A 16331-nucleotide genomic window follows, 5' to 3' on the forward strand; every position below is an offset into this window, starting at 1 on the left:
CTATCTCGTTCCTCCAGAAGCAGGATTTGCAAGGATGTAGATTATGCTTATCCCAACAAAGGATTTTGTGCTTCGCAGAACCTGCATTTCTATGGATATAAACTACATGCTGTCTGTTCCATTTCTGGGGTTTTTCAGAGTTTTGATATTTCTCCTGCATCCGTTCACGACATCCACTACTTGCAAGATATAAAACTCCAAATGTCTGACTGTGTGTTGCTTGGGGACAAAGGCTATTTGTCCCAAACCATCCAGTTAGACTTATTCAATGAGGTAAATATAGAATTAGAAACTCCTAAAAGGAGAAATCAAAAAGACTACAAGCCACAGTTTTATCAATTCAAAAAATATCGGAAAAGAATCGAAACGTTATTTTCCCAACTTTGTGACCAATTTATGATTAGAAGGAACTATGCCAAAACTTTTCAAGGTTTTAAAACCAGAATTTTGGCTAAAATTGCAACACTAACAACTATTCAATATCTGAATAAATTTCTTTTCGGCAGAAATATAAACAACCTGAAAATAAATCTCGCGTGATAATGCACTACGGGTTAAAACAACTAAAGTTTCAGTATTTGAAAGCGAAGTACCGCAGGAAATACAGCTGGTAAAATCTAAACTGGCCGATGCCGGTATTGAAAACACGGTCGAAAATAAATAAATATATGACCTTCACCAGGACGCCGACGGCGAATACTTTGAAAATAATGGTAAGCCTCGAAGATGAAAAAAAGGCATTTGAAATCATTGATGCCTGGCTTCAAAAATCGGATAATGTTTAACCCAAAACAATCTCATAATTTTAAATTTTACTACTTTGACCGGAACATTTGGGGTTCCGGTTTTTTTTTTGAAATTTGTCAAAGGAATTTATTTGCAGCGGTCGCAAATTTGCACGTTCAATTTTACAAACAAACAGAAAATGAAAACTATACACAAATTCCTTATGGGCGCAGCTTTTTCGTTGCCGCTCACGCTTTATGCGCAGCAGGCACCTACGCTGCAGGAACTCATCAGCAGTGCGCTGCAGAATAATGAAACGCTGAACCAGCAGGTTTTAGAAAATAAGTATACGAAACTCGACGACGAAAAACTGAATGATGTGTTTCTCCCAAAAGTGGAGATTACCGGGAAAACAGGTTACATGTACACCTCGGCGCATATCAATTCACCGGAAATTAAAGTTCCGGCAGTTCCACCGGTTTTTCCGGGAGCGGTGGTGCCTGAAGGACAACTGAGCAATACATTCAATATTTCCGGTCTTTCTGCCTCTGCAAAAGCCGAAGCCAGTATGGTGATTTATTCCGGCGGAAAGGTGAAATATCTGAAGGAAGCCAACCGCGAGAAAAATCTTTCGGAAGAAGTGATGATGCAGAAAACCAAGGACGACGTCATCACCGAAATTTCCAAAGCATACGACCAATTGTCGCTGGTTTACGAATCCAAAAAAGTTCTCGATCAGTCCAAAAAACGTTTGGAAATCAATAAAAAAACGGCCGACAAAGCCTTGGGTTACGGTCTGATTACGCCTTACGACCACAAAAAAATCGAACTTGCACAGGCCACTTTGGATTCTAAAATGGTGGAATATGAAGGTAAAAAGGATCTTCTGATCACTCAGATCCATCTGTTGACCGGCATTGAAAGGGAGCGTATTGCCCTGATTGAACACGATCTTCAGCCGATAAACTACGAAGTTCTGAACGAATCCGTAGAAAACAGGGCAGAGGTGAAAGCGCTTCAACACGGCATTAACGCGACAGATTATAAAATTAAAGCCGAAGAGAGATGGTGGGTTCCGAAAGTGCAGGCGCAAACTTCGCTGTCGTATTTCGGGCTTTACAACAACCGCATTTCAACCTCGGATGAAATTTTTCCCGGCACTGGAAAAAAACTCGATTTGCATCCCAGTGCCATAAACGTATTTCCCATGTTTACCGCAGGAATTGGCTTCAAATGGGAGGTTTTCGACGGTAATGAAGGCAAACACGCCATCGAAAAAGCCAAAATAGATAAAGAAATTCTGGAGAGCAAACAGAAAGACGCAATTAAAAAATTGAACTTAAATCTCGCCAACAACCAAACCAATTACAACATCGCGAACGCACAAATCAAACTGAAAGAAAAGGCAAGACAAATCGCCGCCAAAGGTTTGGAACAGGTGGAAAAGGAATTCAGATACGGCACCAAAACCTCCGCCGCGCTTATCGAAGCAGAAACGGATTTACAGAATGCCGAACTGGAACTGCAGACCGCGATTTTCAATCAGAGAGTTTCCGCTATTGAACTGATGAAATCTACCCAAAACCTTAATCCTGAAAATCTTTAATTATTAAAAAAAAATTAAAAAACAAGCAAACGAAATGAAATCTACATCAAAAATACTTTCTGTTCTTACCCTGTTAACTTTAGTTAATTGCAACCAAAAGCCCACAGAACGTGCCATTGAAGGTAAAACGAGAAAAGAACTCGTTACTTTTTCACCAAAAGTAACCGGGCGAATCCTGGAAATTTATGTGGAAGAAGGGCAAACTGTAAAAGCCGGTGATACGCTGGCAAAGCTAGATGTACCTGAAGTTTCCGCAAAAATTGCACAGGCAAAGGGGGCGACTTCCGCAGCCAGGGCACAGGCTCAAATGGCAAGAAACGGTGCTACCGCCGACCAGTTGCGACAGTTGAGAGCCAAACAAAAAGGGCTGCAGGAGCAGTACCAGTATGCGCAGAAAGCCTACAACAGGGCTAGAAATATGTACCGTGACAGCGTGCTTTCGCCACAAAATTATGATGAAGCCTTTGCGAAATACCAGGGCGCCAAAGCACAGTTGGACGCTGCAAATGCCGAACTTCGCGATGTGCAGATCGGTACGCGATACGAAAAAATAGAAATGGCGGAAGGACAGGCTAATCAGGCGATGGGTGCGCTGCAGGAAGCGAATGTGGCTTATTCTGAAAGATATGTGATCGCTACAAACGATATGGAAATCGAAACCATTTCTTTGAACAAAGGCGAACTCGCGACTGCCGGTTTTGCGCTCTTTTCAGGCTATATTCCGGACACGACTTATTTCAGATTCACCGTTCCGGAAAGTAAAATTTCATCTTATCAAAAAGGGAAAACCGTAAAAGTGGTGGTGAATTACAACCAAAAAGAAATTACCGGCCGCATCGTTTCCATCAAACAACTGGCAAGATACGCCGATATCACGGCGGCTTTTCCGGATTATAATCCTGAAGATGCGGTTTATGAGATTAAAGTGATTCCAGACAATCGGGCCCAGTTGGGCAATATTCTGGTGAACTCCAATGTGGTTTTAAAATAAGTGACGGAATTTTTATTCTATTAAAATGAAACAGTTAAGATACTTACTGAAAAGAGAATTTCGGCTCTTTTTTACCAATAAAACCATGCTATCGGTGTTCTTTATGGCGCCGGCATTCTACGCATTGCTTATTGGGTTCACTTATAAAGAAGGTAAGGTTGAAAATATTCCGGTAATCCTCATCAACCACGATAAAACACCTCTTTCCGACCAGGTAACCCAAATGTTTGAGGACAACCACACCATCAAAGTCCTGAATTATATCGATGAGTCGGCTCCCCTGAAAGACGAGGTCATCAAGACCGAAGCTGCGGCTGTTGTCATCATTCCGGAGCGGTTTGAAGCGCTGATGCTCCAGAAAAAATATCCGGAAATTACGGTTTACATCAACACGTCCAATGTCCTCACCGCGAATTTTGCTTCGAAAGCGATTCAGCAGATCTTGGGAACATTTTCGGCAGGTGCAGAGATCCAGGCGCTGCAGAAAAAAGGCATGAATGCAGAAATTGCGAAAACCCAGTACGAACCGTTTAAAGCCAATTACATCACGCTATTCAACACCACGAGTAATTACCTGATTTTTATGTGGCCTCCGATGATGGCGGTGGTACTGCAGCAGGTCATTTTGATGGCAATGGCCGTAACTTTTGCCGAGGAGTTCAAGCGCGACAGTTTTAAACGTGATTTTGTCGGTAAACACAAATATGCGGTGCTGGTGATGGCTATAAAATGCCTTCCGGTGTGGATTTTCGCCAATTTCAACATCCTGTTTTTCTACCTGTGCAGCCTTTATTTTAAAATTCCGTCACCGGTAAATGTGCCCAACTTCTTCCTTCTGACCGCAATTTTCGTGCTGGCATCAACCAATTTGGGCGTGCTGTTCAGTATTTTGGTTCCTGATGCGCTGAAGGCGACACAATATCTGATGGTGATTGCTTCTCCGGCGTTCATTGTAAGTGGATTTACGTGGCCAACATCGGCGATGCCTCAGTTTGTGCAGTATTTCAATTCCATTATTCCCTTGACTCCTTATCTGGAGGCATTGAAAATCATGGTTGTGGGGCGTGGTTCAGATTATTTAACCCAAAAATACTTCATCCATCTTTTAATTTTGGCGTTAGTGTATTTTGTATTAGGCTGGATTGCGCTTAAAATTAAAATCAATTCACTTTACAAAAAGTACCATATTTCAGAAGATGATGAAAGCGATGATTTCGATGAAATTACAGAATCAGAAAATAACCTCAAAGAAAACGGCTCAACACCGCAAGAAATATAAAGTTTTCATTTCTTTATAGTTTGTTTGTTCGTCCGGGAAGCAATTTCCCGGACTTTTTTTTAGTTTTTGAAAGGATGTAGGAAAGAAATGTAATCTAAATTCTCTCCAAGTAATTTGAGATAGGTATTTAACCTCATAAGCGACCTATTATTTCGGTTGTTTCGCCTCTTAATAAGTGGATCTCCCTGTCTTGCTTCTTTGGTTTTATCGATTCTTTTTTTTAATTTTTTATTGAAACCTAATGTCGAGCTCATAAGTAAAAGATTTATTTTAATTTTTTTTAGTTTCCTCCTCAAACGCAAACAGCTTCATTATATCAATGTTTAGAGCTTGGGCAATTCGATAGATATTTTGCAGAGTTATATTTTTCTCTCCGCGTTCAATCATTCCGATATAAGTACGATGCAAATCTGCTTTATCCGCCAAATCTTCTTGCGACAGCCCTTCGGTTTTTCGCAATTCCCTAACTCTGCTGCCAAACTGAATTAATATTTCACTTCTCATTCTGCTAACTTGAGTATTCAAATCTACAATCAAAAGCATTGGCAAATCAACATACTATAGTTAGCAATTTAATATTTACAAAATTTTTATCTTTGCAAAATAATTATGTCAATACAGGTCAATAACATTAAGGTTGGTAATACGTTAATTTATTTAAGAAATAGATTACCAGAACTGTATTTAACTAAGGCTCTTAAACTTCTGTATATTCTTGACGAAACTTCTATTAAAGAAACTGGAGTACCTTTCACTTGGATGGACTACAAGGCTTGGAAGATGGGACCAGTGCCTAGTGAATTATATGATGAATTACAGTATAAAATCCCGGCAGGCGAAAGTGATAGTGTTTTATCAAAATTTGTTGATGTAAAGAAAATTTCTGCGCCACCTCACTATGAATCAGATCTCCTTTATCCAATTGAAAGTGTTAGCGAGTTTTGTGATGATGAATTTTCAGATTACGAGATAGAATTAATGGATAGGATTCTTAATGAATATGGTGATAAATCCGCTTCTGATATTATACGGATGCTTCACGAAAAAGGTTCCTTATGGGATAAAGTTGTGCAGGATAATAATTTGGAATATCAATTTCGTTTAATGCAGAATAAGAGCAATTTTACAATTCCTTTCACTGACCTGCTTAAAGATGACGAATTAAAACAGATGGCTTACGCATCGGCTTTTGATTCAAATGATATTTTTTCAGAATTTTCTATATAAAAGTGTTTACACCTGGAAGTATCTATTTTATTAAAAAGTATGAATATGAAGATGGTGGTGCTCCTTCTGATAAATTGTTAATCGTCGTCTGCATTGATTCTGAAAATTCTTTGATTTTAAGGGCTCTTACTACTTCACAACAGAAGGTTCCTGATTCAATGTTAAATCACGGTTGTACCACCAATGATATTTTTTCTTTTTATCTTTTCTTAGGAAACAGAATTGTTGGTGTTGATAAAGATGGTAATGATTTTTCCTTCGATCTTAATACTTTTGTTTTTTTTAGAGACAATGTTAAAATTATTCCATATGCAAAAATTTTAAATTACTATCCCGATAGAATAAATTTACTTGCTACACTAAAGAATGACGAATTGAAAAGATTTTTGAAATGTATCACTTCAAGTAAATTATTAGGTCGAAAAGAAAAAAAATTCCTCTTAGAACATAAATAGCCTCACTGCCACAGTCAAGTAACATAATCGAAATTATAGAAATTGTCCACCGGCAAACGGCCGTTTCCGCTAGGCTACATCGTCAGCCAGCCTATTCCTATAATTTGGGATTATGTTAAATACTTTCCCACCATTCGGGCGCAGCCCTCATTCCTCATCCGCCTTGCCATCGCTAATTTCCCACCCACCCATTTCAGCGGTTGCGGAAAAAATGCCGTGCTGAATACTGATTTTTTCGGTGGCTTACAGCTGCTATTCCGCAGGGGAGTGCGGTCTTGCATCCTCCGGTGCCGATAGCCTTCACAGCAGTTCCGGCTTCCGCCACTCAGCCACCTATTTTTCAGCGGACATCCCGGCATTTTTTCCGCGGATTTTTTGTCCCGCTTTATCGTAGCACCTCTTAATTTCCCACCCACCCATTCCAGCGGAGCTCTTTCAGGCTGCTGTTCTTTTCTATTTCCCTTCGTGCTGCGCCAGGTTTCTTCGGTGCATCAGAATTTTAGTGGTCTGATGCGGTTTCTGCACCTCATCCACCAGCCTCGCACACGCGCATACCAGCCTTCCTTGCTTCCGTCGCTAAATATCGGTCAGGCAGTCAGGCATCCTTTTTTTTCAGCGGCTAAAGGTTTGTTTTGTTGGTCTGCCGGCCGCCTTACCGCTACCGCTCCATTCGCTGCATCAGGCAGCTATTTTTCCCTCCGCCGTTTTTGGTCAGCAGCCTTCTTTCGCGGATTTATTTACCCTCTCATTTTAGCACCACACTATATACTTTTTCCTTTCGCCTTTTTCCTTTTGACTTGGCTCTTGGCTCTTATATCTAATATCTGAAATCTAATTTCGGTTTCCCACCCACCCGTTTATAGGTGCGCGGTTATGCTGCTCCCTGATAGTATCGCGGCGCTATCGGTGCAGCACTACACGCCGGTGTAGGTCTGCACCTGGTGTGCCGTATGCCTTCACAGCAGTTTAGGCAGCCGCCACACCGCCAGCCGCTAAAGTCAGCGGTGCAGCATTCACCGCGCGCCATTTTTGTCCCACTGTTTTTTCCCAACTTGTTCCCAACCTTCTTTTTCAGCGGAAGTCTAAAATTCAAAAAAAGGAAAGCAATTTAGACGGTTCCCTTTTTCCTTTCCTTCCGTGCTGTAAAGGTCAAGCCCTCCGGGTTTTTCAATAAAATCTGCATCCTGCGGATAGTATTTTTCAAAAAAACCTTGACAGCACTTCCCACACCGTCTGAAAATTGGCTTTCTTTTTTCTTTTTTTTCCGTTTTTTTCTTTTTTCTTTTGAAAAATTTTCGCCTTCCGCACAAAAATTTCCCAAAAACCAACCGCCAGCTTTAATTTTGCCCAAAAAAAAAGCCCTCCATATCGGAAGGCCTAAAAATGTTCCCTAAAAGTCACCACAACTTATACCTGGAACAAAGATTTTTAAAAAATTTTATCATTATCCGCCACAAAACCGTTGCGGTAAAACTGCATATTCCGCCCAGCGAAGCCAAAACCGCGGTTTTTATTATATCCTCGCTGTTTATGTTTACAAAGATAGTTAAAAGTGCGCCAAACGCTGTGCTTATTTTCATTGAATTATCCACAACCTCTCTTGTTTCTTGGCTCTTTTGCCTTTTCCTTTTTACTTGGCTCTTGGCATTTTTGCTTTTTGCCTTTTGCCTTTTGCCTTTTTCCTTTTTACTTGGCTCTTGCATTTTTGCCTACTCATCTTCATATACTGCCGCCTGGCTTACAGCGGATGCAATGCCACCGGCAACAGCCAGATATCCAGCTATTTTAACTATTAACGCTGGAAGTCCAATTTCTGCAGATAAAACTACACTCCCAGCTGCAGTAAGCCCAAGTCCAATATTTCGCAAACGCTTGAAAAATTTTGGTGTCGGCTCTTTCAGCCGTTCAATTAAATTTGCTTTCATCGCGCTTTCCTTATCGTTAAAATCACATCTTTTTTGGCTTCCAGCAGCGGAAAAACCATCTTTTTCACCTTCTCGTTGGCAACGCGGGATCGTAGTCCCACGCCTTCACCAACAAGTTCAGAAACCGGCGCTATGCAGCCGTGCAGTTCCTTTAAGGCATTATTTGCAGGATGAAACAAAATAAGAGCCCTGCCTGGAACATCACTCACCAGCAAATGGTAACCTCTTTTTTCGGTATATCGCTTTTTTAAACGATAACTTCCTTCCGGAATGCAGGATTTGCCACGCATATTGTCACGCCACGGCAACTCAATCGTTTTGCAGATTTCTTCCGCTGATAAATACAGCGTTCCGTTCGTTCCGCCTTTATAATACCGCCGCTCTAAAATAAGTTCCATATCCCGCACCATTATTTCCAGCCCTTTTGCCTTTTGCCTTTTGCCTTTTGCCTTTTGCCTTTTTACTTTTTACTTTTTCCTTGGCTCTTGGCTCTTTCTACACCACCTCAACAATCTGCAAACTGTTAAATGCACCGTTTTTTAGTGGGTACATCTCATTGTTCACCTCTTGCAGGAATTCCACGCCAAGCACCAGGAAGGCAGTATTTGGCGTTCCTGCAGGTAAAGTCAAATCCAGGTTAAGCCCCTGCACAGTAGAAGCTTCCCACGGCATTATCGCAGTTTCCTGGGAGGATACCTCATAAGTTTCTTCATCAAAATCCACCGCTGCAGCTGCCGCCAGGATTCGGAAGTGCGTAGTTCCGCCCGGTGCGTTCACCATCGTAGTAGGAGAGAAGTCAGGGATGCTTACAGAAGCAGTTCCTGCCGCTTTATCCAGTGCTTTATTCCACGGCATATAAAGCGTAGTCCCCAATTTACCGTTAATATTGAAGTCAAAACCAATCAAAATTTTAGGATCGCCATCCTTCACCGTTCTTTCGCCTCTTGGGTTGGTCGTGTCCGCCTGGATTACCGTTACCATATCCTTTGTTAATCGGCTCACCATTCGGGAATCGCTTGCCTTCTGCAATTGCGGCCTGATGGAATTCCTCAGAGCCTTACCAGCTTTTCCTGCACGGCCAAATTCATTTCCGTTCTCTCTCGTTCTTTGAAACTTCGGGTCATTTTTAATCCTTTCCGCGGAAACGCCACCTTTTTCTCTTGCCAAATAACCATCCTGGGATTTGTAGAAGGTAATATCTCCAATCGTCCCATCCAGCTTGATAATACTTTTTTGTCTTGCCATTTTTTTAAGTTTTTTTAATGTTAAAATTCATCGGGATTCTGCGCCCAATCCCAAACACACTGTGATACCACACCGCAAAATTTCAAATAATATCAACGCCAGCCACCACAGCACCGCCGCACACGGCAGAAAATGCCGTTTTTTCCGCATTATATCCTATCGCCCTCTATTGCATAGGTTTACCTTTGTAATGCCTTATAATCCACCCCTATATAAAGTATAGCCTAAGTATGGATAGTGTATAGTATTAATATGAAAAGAATGTGCATTTACCCAAAGGACATTATGCAAATCACTGGCAGAAGTGAGCGATACAGCCGCGAATTATTGCAGAAAATCCGCACGGATTTAGGCAAGAATGAGCATCAGTTTATAAGTGTCCGGGAGTTCTGCAGTTGGGCAGGCCTCAATTACGAAGAAGTTCGCCAAATTCTTAAAAATTAACCTGTTCAAAATTCATACAGGTATCAGTTTATTTATTACCTTTGTCGCATCTGCTGACGAAAAAATTCAGAAAGTGGAAAAGGTTACCGATTCGGATACCTGTTTTGTTTAACTTAAAGCAACTGTTAATATTACTGATTTAATGGGGTGGTGGCATCTTCCTGGAGAAACCACAAGAAATTAAACGGGAAAGACGCTGGTAAATTACTATATTTATCAGCGTTTATTTTTTACTGAAACTTATGAGCAATATTGTGGCAATTGTCGGCCGGCCGAATGTCGGGAAATCTACCCTGTTCAACAGACTGCTGGAAAGGCGGGAAGCCATTGTGGACAGCACTTCTGGTGTGACGAGAGACCGGCATTACGGAAAATCCGACTGGAACGGCGTGGAGTTTACCGTGATTGATACCGGTGGCTACGAAGTGAATACGGGTGATATTTTTCAGGAGGAAATCGATAAGCAGGTGGAGCTTGCTGTGGATGAGGCCACATCCATCATCTTCCTCGTAAATGTGGAGGAAGGCCTTACCGAAACCGATAAGGAAATGTTCCGGATGCTGCGGCAGAGCGGAAAACCCTTCTATACCGTGGTGAACAAAGTAGATTCCGCCAAGGAAGAATTGCCTGCCACGGAATTTTATCAGCTGGGCATCGAAAAATATTATACCATTTCTTCCGCCACAGGTTCTGGAACCGGAGAACTGCTGGACGATATTGTGAAGGATTTCCCGACCACAGATTACACCGATCCGTTCGAAGGCCTGCCAAGAATCACGATAGCAGGCAGACCGAATGTCGGGAAATCTACCCTGACCAACGCTTTGCTGGATGCGGAAAGAAACATCGTAACGGATATTGCCGGCACAACGAGGGATTCCATCGAAACGCTTTACAACAAGTTCGGCCACGAATTTGTGCTGGTGGATACTGCGGGAATGCGCCGCAAAGCCAGGGTGAAGGAGGACCTGGAATTCTACTCCGTGATGCGCAGTGTGAGGGCGATCGAGCATTCTGATGTGGTGATAATAATGGTGGATGCCACGCAAGGCTGGGAAAGCCAGGATATGAATATTTTCGGCATTGCGCAACGCAACAGAAAGGGCATCGTAATCCTGGTGAACAAATGGGATCTGGTGGAAAAGGAAACCAATACGATGCGCGATTTTGAGAAAGGCATCCGCGAAAAACTCGGGCAGTTTCAGGACATCCCGATACTTTTCGTGTCGGCAAAAAACAAGCAGCGCATCCTGAAAGCCGTGGAAACGGCAATGGAAGTTTACGAAAACCGCAGCAAAAAAATCAAAACATCCCAGCTGAACGAGGTGATGCTGCCAATATTTGAGGAAAATCCACCACCAGCTTTGAAGGGCAAATACATCAAAATAAAATATTGCGTGCAGCTGGGAACGCCATCGCCACAGTTTGTATTTTTCTGCAACCTGCCGCAGTATGTGAAGGAGCCTTATAAACGCTTCACGGAGAATCAGCTGCGGAAAAATTTTGGCTTCACCGGAGTTCCGCTTGAGGTGTATTTCAGGCAGAAATAAAATTGAAAAGTATGACCATCCTTTCCCAAAATTTTTCGCTGGTAAATTCCTGGGTGAACGAACTACGTGATGTGGGCGTGCAGCAAGACAGACTTCGCTTCCGCAGAAATCTAGAACGCATCGGCGAAGTTGCGGCCTACGAAATTTCTAAAACGCTGGATTTTTCGGAAAAGAAGATCCAGACGCCTTTGGACAAAATCACGGTGAAGGAAATCGCAGTGCAGCCTGTGATCGTCACTATTCTTCGTGCTGGTGTACCGCTGTTTCAGGGCGTACTGAATTATTTCGACAAAGCGGATTGCGGTTTTGTGGCGGCATACCGAAAGCACGATGCCAACGATTATTTCTCCATCAAGCAGGATTATCTCACCTGCCCGAATATTGACGGCAGGCCTCTAATCGTTGCCGATCCAATGTTGGCAACAGGTGCAAGCTTAATCGAAGCGCTGAAGGATTTGCTCAATCACGGTACGCCGTCGCAAATTCACATCGTGGCGGCAATTGCAGCGCAGCAGGGTGTGGATGCATTGCAGGAAGCCTTTCCAAAGGCCAAGCTTTGGATAGGTGCATTAGACCAAAACCTGACGGCGAAAGGCTACATCACGCCTGGCCTTGGCGATGCCGGCGATTTATCTTTCGGAGAAAAACTACAGCGCTAATCCATTGCCATTACCAAAACGCTCACCCTGTTGCCCTCTGATTTCAGGAATTCCCACGCAATGCTTGCCATCGTATTGCCCGTGGTGAATACATCATCTACAACCATAATGTGCTGATTTTCAATTGTTTTGGTGAGGCTAAAAAGGTTTTGTGTTTTAAATCTCTCGTCAAATTTACTTGTGGCTTGGGATTTTTTGTGGATGTTTCTTTTCAGCAAATTTTTATCGTGCGGAATTTTCCATTTTTCCGACAAAGCATCCGCAAAAAGATGCAGCTGATTGTAGCCACGCTGGCGGAGTTTTTTAGGATGAAGTGGCACCGATGCTATCAGCTGCGGTTTATCGTCATCAAAAACAATTCGCTCGGCAACGCGCTCGGCAAGCATTTTACCAAGAATTTCGCGCTGCCTGTATTTCAGGCTGTGGATGAGTTCGCGGCTCAATCCTTCCTTGCCGAAATGCATTAGCGCGAAGGCTTTTTCGGTAGGGAAGAGCATCCGGCATTTTTGTGCCAGCGGATTTTTACCGTCGAAATTCCAGTGGGTGTAATGGATTTGCGCTTCGCAGGCTTCGCAAACCGGCATTGCAGCAGGGATGATGCGGTTGCAATGCAGGCAGCGGTTCGGTAGCAGCAAATCGAGAAGCATATTCTTGAGCTAGGTTTTGGCTTTAATTGATGAGCGAAATTTATCAAAAAATTTTATAGAAATTTTATTGATTTCCATTTCTCCGCGTTTCCCATTATCATCGTAAATTTGCGGGATGATACGCGTTACCAAAATTTTTTCCTTCGAAACTGCACACATCCTTTTTAATTACGACGGCAAGTGCAAAAATATGCATGGCCATTCCTACAAGCTTTTCGTGACCGTGAAAGGTGAGCCGATACAGGATTTAGACCACCCGAAAAACGGTATGGTGGTGGATTTTGCCGACATTAAATCCATCGTGGATGAGCACATCGTAAAGGTATGGGACCACGCCGTTCTGCTGAATGCACAATCGCCGCACAAAGATTTGGGCAAAAACCTGGAAGAGCAGGGGCACCGCGTGATCTACTGCAACTTTCAGCCAACCTGTGAAAATATGCTGTATGCCATCGCTGCTATTTTGCGGCGGAATTTGCCGGAAACCGTGCAGCTTGCCTACCTGAAGCTTCACGAGACGGAAAATTCCTACGGAGAATGGTTTGCAGAAGAAAATTGAAATGAAACGCATTGATTTACAGCCTGGTAAGAAAATTTACTTCTGTTCCGATCAGCATTTTGGAGCGCCGGATTTTCAGTCGAGCAAAAAGCGGGAAGCAAAGTTCGTACGCTGGCTGGAAATGATAAAGCCAGATGCCCAGGCGCTATTTCTGCTCGGCGATTTGTTTGATTTCTGGCACGAGTGGGAAACCGTGGTGCCCAGAGGTTTTGTGCGCGTTCTGGGAAAACTGGCAGAGCTGAAAGACAGCGGCGTAGAAATGTATTTCTTCGTGGGCAACCACGATTTGTGGATGACGGATTATTTCGAAAAAGAGCTGGGCATCACGGTTTTTTTCGAAAAGCAGGAATTTGAAATCGGCGGGAAAAAATTCCTGATTGCGCACGGTGATGGATTAGGGCCTGGCGACAAAGGCTACAAAAGGATGAAGAGGCTTTTCACGAATCCCTTGGCACAGCTGGCTTTCCGCTGGATTCACCCGGATATTTCGGTGAAGATTGCCACGCATCTTTCACAGAAAAACAAGCTGATTTCCGGCGCGGAAGATTTAAAATTTCTCGGCGAAGAGAATGAATTTTTAATACTTTACGCCAAAGAAAAACTGAAAACGCAGCACTTCGATTATTTTATTTTCGGCCACCGCCATTTACCGATGGAGCTGGATTTGGACGGCGGAAAGTCCAAATACATCAACCTTGGCGACTGGATTTCGTATTTCACTTACGGCGTTTTCACAGATAAATTTGAATTGCTGGAATTTGAGAATGATTAACACGGAGGCACGGAATTTTTTTAATGTTGTGAAAAAGACACGGAAACACAGGCCTTTTGATTTAAACAAATTATTGGAAAATGGATTTGCACGAGAATGAAATTTCACAAATAGTTTTCGATTGCGGGCTTCGTATGCACCGCGAGCTTGGGCCAGGGCTGTTGGAAAGCATTTATGAAGAATGTCTTTTTTATGAGCTGAGCGAAAGCGGTCTGTTTGTTGAAAGACAAAAAGCGTTGCCCGTGGTTTACAAAGGTAGAACGATGGAACATTTCTATCGTGTGGATTTGCTGTTGAACGGAAAGGTGATTGTCGAGGTGAAGGCCTGCGATGCATTGCACAATTTGCACTTGGCGCAAGTTCTCACATACTTGAAGCTCAGCAAATGCCGTTTAGGCTTGCTCATCAACTTCAATGTCTCGTATTTCAAAACTGGTTACAAAAGGGTAATTCACGGCGATGTAGCGTTATAGAAGCACCGTGATAGGAACTTCTTTACAGAATCCCGTGCCTCTTTGTCAAAGAGATTTTCACCAGAATCCGTGTCTCAGTGTTTTATCGATATAATTGAAAAAAATCCGTGTCTCAGTGTTAGAGAAAAACTCACCAGAATCCGTGTCTCGGTGTTTTTAACCAAAATAATTGACAAACAATCCGTGTCTCAGTGTTAAAGAAAAAAATAAAAACTTGAAAAATATTTTCTCAATCAAAAATCAGTCGGGATTTCTGGAAGCCTGCCTGGAAACTTTCAGGTTTCAGTATGAAAATGTGCCTATTTATAGGCGGTTTGTGGAGTTGCTAAATATTAATCCAACTGAAGTTCGCAGCTTGGAACAAATTCCATTTCTGCCGATCGAAGCCTTCAAGAAGCATCAGATTATCGATAAAAATTTTTCGCCGAAACATTATTTCCAAAGTTCTGGGACTACGAATATTCAAACGAAATCCCGCCACTTTGTCGCAGATTTTCAGCTTTACGAAGAGAGCATTGAACGAAGTTTCCGCCATTTCATCGGCAATCCGGAAGATTTTATTTTTGTAGGATTGCTGCCAAATTATTCGGAAAATCCGCATTCTTCGCTGATTTATATGGTAGATTTTCTGATGAAAAAATCCGGCAGAAAAGAAAACGGCTATTTCCTATATAATCACCAAGAACTTTTTAATTTATTGCAAAGCATTGATAATCAAAAAGTTATACTGTTTGGCGTTTCTTTTGCATTGCTGGATTTTCTGGATTTTTTAAATTTATCGCAAAAGAAAATTAGCTTTTCGGAAAATTTAACCGTGATAGAAACCGGCGGAATGAAGGGCAGGAAGGAAGAAATGACGAAGGATGAGCTGCTGGATTCGCTAAAGAGCGGCTTCCAAACCGAGCGGATTTTTTCGGAATATTCAATGACGGAGCTGCTTTCCCAGGCGTATTCTTTGGGCGGAAACATTTACGAAACGCCGAACTGGATGAGGATTCTGGTGCGCAGCCTGGAAGACCCCATGGCATATATGCCGCCCGGAAAAAACGGCGCCATCAGCATTATCGATTTGGCGAACCGCCATTCCTGCGCGTTCATAGCCACGCAGGATTTGGGCATTCTGCACGAAAATTCCGCAGGCCTTCACCCGAAATTTTCTGTTGCCGGAAGGATAGACCACTCTGATATCCGTGGTTGCAGTTTGCTGGTGAGCTGATGAAAAAGCGTATAAACATTGACGAAATCGTTTACAACTTCCTGCATTCTCAGTGCGATTTTGCGGAAGAAATTCTGCTGACGAATTTTTTCCACGGCGATTGGGAAGCCGATATTCTGAGAATTGGCAGGGATGGCTTCAGCCACGAAATCGAGATTAAACTTTCAAAATCGGATTTCCGCAATGATTTTAAAAAATTCTATACCCACCAAAAAACCGGCGAGAAATTCCTGAAGCACGATAAAATCTGCTGTGGCGATTTTGTGTGCAACCGCTTCAGTTTCCTTTTGCCGATGGGCTTGGTGCCGCAGTCTGAAATCCCGGAACATTGCGGCATCATCGAATTTTACCACAATCCTGATTCCTGGAAAACGGAATTTTTCAATGTGCGCGAAGCGAAACTCCTGCACGAAGATCCTTACTGGAAATTGGTGGATAAAGATTTGTTTATCAGGAAATTAGCGCAAAATCTTTTAGCCAAAAAGCTGGAGCTGAAAGGCAGGGCGGAAGAATTGATTTTGCCAAATCCTTCGGAACTGAAGCGGAAATGATGCCGA

At 42.7% G+C, this 16331-nt stretch carries 20 protein-coding genes; 15 read left to right on the forward strand and 5 right to left on the reverse strand.

Annotated features, from left to right (window positions below):
• From BUB43_RS09775 to BUB43_RS09795, 4 genes are all read left to right on the forward strand, one after another.
• A partial coding sequence (locus BUB43_RS09775; RefSeq protein WP_143154092.1) for an IS982 family transposase occupies nt 1-540 on the forward strand: 540 nt, incomplete at its 5' end.
• Nucleotides 541-925: 385 nt separating this feature from the next.
• Nucleotides 926-2332: a TolC family protein gene (locus BUB43_RS09785; protein WP_185113771.1), complete on the forward strand. Its 1407-nt coding sequence runs from the start codon at nt 926-928 to the stop codon at nt 2330-2332.
• A 34-nt stretch (nt 2333-2366) separates the two neighbouring features.
• Entirely contained in the window at nt 2367-3323 is a 957-nt protein-coding gene (locus tag BUB43_RS09790; RefSeq protein ID WP_073180647.1) for an HlyD family secretion protein, read from the forward strand.
• 25 nt (nt 3324-3348) lie between these two features.
• On the forward strand, nt 3349-4602 hold the full coding sequence (locus BUB43_RS09795; protein WP_073180649.1) for an ABC transporter permease: 1254 nt from the start codon (nt 3349-3351) through the stop codon (nt 4600-4602).
• Between the two features lie 270 nt (nt 4603-4872).
• On the opposite strand, the gene BUB43_RS09805 is transcribed toward BUB43_RS09795, so the two are convergent.
• Nucleotides 4873-5106 (reverse strand): helix-turn-helix domain-containing protein, encoded by a 234-nt coding sequence (locus BUB43_RS09805; RefSeq protein WP_073180780.1) that lies wholly within the window; start codon nt 5104-5106, stop codon nt 4873-4875.
• Between the two features lie 105 nt (nt 5107-5211).
• Between BUB43_RS09805 and BUB43_RS09810 the strand changes: the two genes are divergently transcribed.
• Genes BUB43_RS09810 through BUB43_RS11295 form a run of 3 tightly spaced genes read left to right on the forward strand, consistent with a single transcriptional unit; the run spans nt 5212 to nt 6581 of the window.
• On the forward strand, nt 5212-5829 hold the full coding sequence (locus tag BUB43_RS09810) for a Panacea domain-containing protein (protein ID WP_073180653.1): 618 nt from the start codon (nt 5212-5214) through the stop codon (nt 5827-5829).
• Nucleotides 5830-5831: 2 nt separating this feature from the next.
• Nucleotides 5832-6284, forward strand: coding sequence for a hypothetical protein (locus BUB43_RS09815; protein WP_073180655.1), 453 nt, complete (start codon nt 5832-5834; stop codon nt 6282-6284).
• 42 nt (nt 6285-6326) lie between these two features.
• Nucleotides 6327-6581 (forward strand): hypothetical protein, encoded by a 255-nt coding sequence (locus BUB43_RS11295; protein ID WP_159430243.1) that lies wholly within the window; start codon nt 6327-6329, stop codon nt 6579-6581.
• A gap of 1412 nt (nt 6582-7993) precedes the next feature.
• Here BUB43_RS11295 and BUB43_RS09835 read toward each other — a convergent pair.
• From BUB43_RS09835 to BUB43_RS09845, 3 genes are all read right to left on the reverse strand, one after another.
• On the reverse strand, nt 7994-8209 hold the full coding sequence (locus tag BUB43_RS09835; RefSeq protein WP_073180661.1) for a hypothetical protein: 216 nt from the start codon (nt 8207-8209) through the stop codon (nt 7994-7996).
• Complete coding sequence (locus BUB43_RS09840) at nt 8206-8607, reverse strand: DUF5675 family protein (RefSeq protein WP_073180663.1); 402 nt, start codon at nt 8605-8607, stop codon at nt 8206-8208. Before BUB43_RS09840 ends, BUB43_RS09835 begins: the two co-directional genes overlap by 4 nt.
• 97 nt (nt 8608-8704) lie before the next feature.
• A complete protein-coding gene (locus tag BUB43_RS09845; RefSeq protein WP_073180665.1) occupies nt 8705-9454 on the reverse strand; it encodes a hypothetical protein in 750 nt (249 codons plus the stop codon).
• Nucleotides 9455-9715: 261 nt separating this feature from the next.
• Between BUB43_RS09845 and BUB43_RS09850 the strand changes: the two genes are divergently transcribed.
• The 3 genes from BUB43_RS09850 (at nt 9716) to upp (ending at nt 12107) form a co-directional block, all read left to right on the forward strand.
• Nucleotides 9716-9898 carry a hypothetical protein gene (locus tag BUB43_RS09850; protein WP_260200772.1) on the forward strand — a complete coding sequence of 61 codons (183 nt, stop codon included), beginning with the start codon at nt 9716-9718 and terminating at the stop codon, nt 9896-9898.
• A gap of 242 nt (nt 9899-10140) precedes the next feature.
• Complete coding sequence (gene der, locus BUB43_RS09855; protein WP_073180669.1) at nt 10141-11448, forward strand: ribosome biogenesis GTPase Der; 1308 nt, start codon at nt 10141-10143, stop codon at nt 11446-11448.
• Nucleotides 11449-11459: 11 nt separating this feature from the next.
• The gene (gene upp, locus BUB43_RS09860) at nt 11460-12107 is read left to right on the forward strand and encodes a uracil phosphoribosyltransferase (protein ID WP_073180671.1); all 648 of its coding nucleotides are present in this window, start codon (nt 11460-11462) and stop codon (nt 12105-12107) included.
• On the opposite strand, the gene BUB43_RS09865 is transcribed toward upp, so the two are convergent.
• Complete coding sequence (locus BUB43_RS09865) at nt 12104-12754, reverse strand: ComF family protein (RefSeq protein ID WP_073180673.1); 651 nt, start codon at nt 12752-12754, stop codon at nt 12104-12106. The two genes, upp and BUB43_RS09865, sit on opposite strands and share 4 nt — an antisense overlap.
• A gap of 115 nt (nt 12755-12869) precedes the next feature.
• Here BUB43_RS09865 and BUB43_RS09870 point away from each other — a divergent pair, with 115 nt between their 5' ends.
• The 5 genes from BUB43_RS09870 (at nt 12870) to BUB43_RS09890 (ending at nt 16325) form a co-directional block, all read left to right on the forward strand.
• A complete protein-coding gene (locus BUB43_RS09870; protein ID WP_073180675.1) occupies nt 12870-13313 on the forward strand; it encodes a 6-pyruvoyl trahydropterin synthase family protein in 444 nt (147 codons plus the stop codon).
• A gap of 1 nt (nt 13314) precedes the next feature.
• Nucleotides 13315-14085 carry a UDP-2,3-diacylglucosamine diphosphatase gene (locus BUB43_RS09875; protein ID WP_073180677.1) on the forward strand — a complete coding sequence of 257 codons (771 nt, stop codon included), beginning with the start codon at nt 13315-13317 and terminating at the stop codon, nt 14083-14085.
• An 80-nt stretch (nt 14086-14165) separates the two neighbouring features.
• Nucleotides 14166-14558, forward strand: a complete 393-nt coding sequence (locus BUB43_RS09880) for a GxxExxY protein (RefSeq protein ID WP_317615164.1) — start codon at nt 14166-14168, stop codon at nt 14556-14558.
• Nucleotides 14559-14772: 214 nt separating this feature from the next.
• A complete protein-coding gene (locus BUB43_RS09885) occupies nt 14773-15774 on the forward strand; it encodes a LuxE/PaaK family acyltransferase (RefSeq protein WP_073180785.1) in 1002 nt (333 codons plus the stop codon).
• On the forward strand, nt 15774-16325 hold the full coding sequence (locus BUB43_RS09890) for a hypothetical protein (RefSeq protein ID WP_073180679.1): 552 nt from the start codon (nt 15774-15776) through the stop codon (nt 16323-16325). Before BUB43_RS09885 ends, BUB43_RS09890 begins: the two co-directional genes overlap by 1 nt.
• The last annotated feature ends 6 nt before the right edge of the window (nt 16326-16331 follow it).

The sequence above is a fragment of the Cruoricaptor ignavus genome, assembly GCF_900141665.1.
GTDB classification, from domain to species: domain Bacteria; phylum Bacteroidota; class Bacteroidia; order Flavobacteriales; family Weeksellaceae; genus Cruoricaptor; species Cruoricaptor ignavus.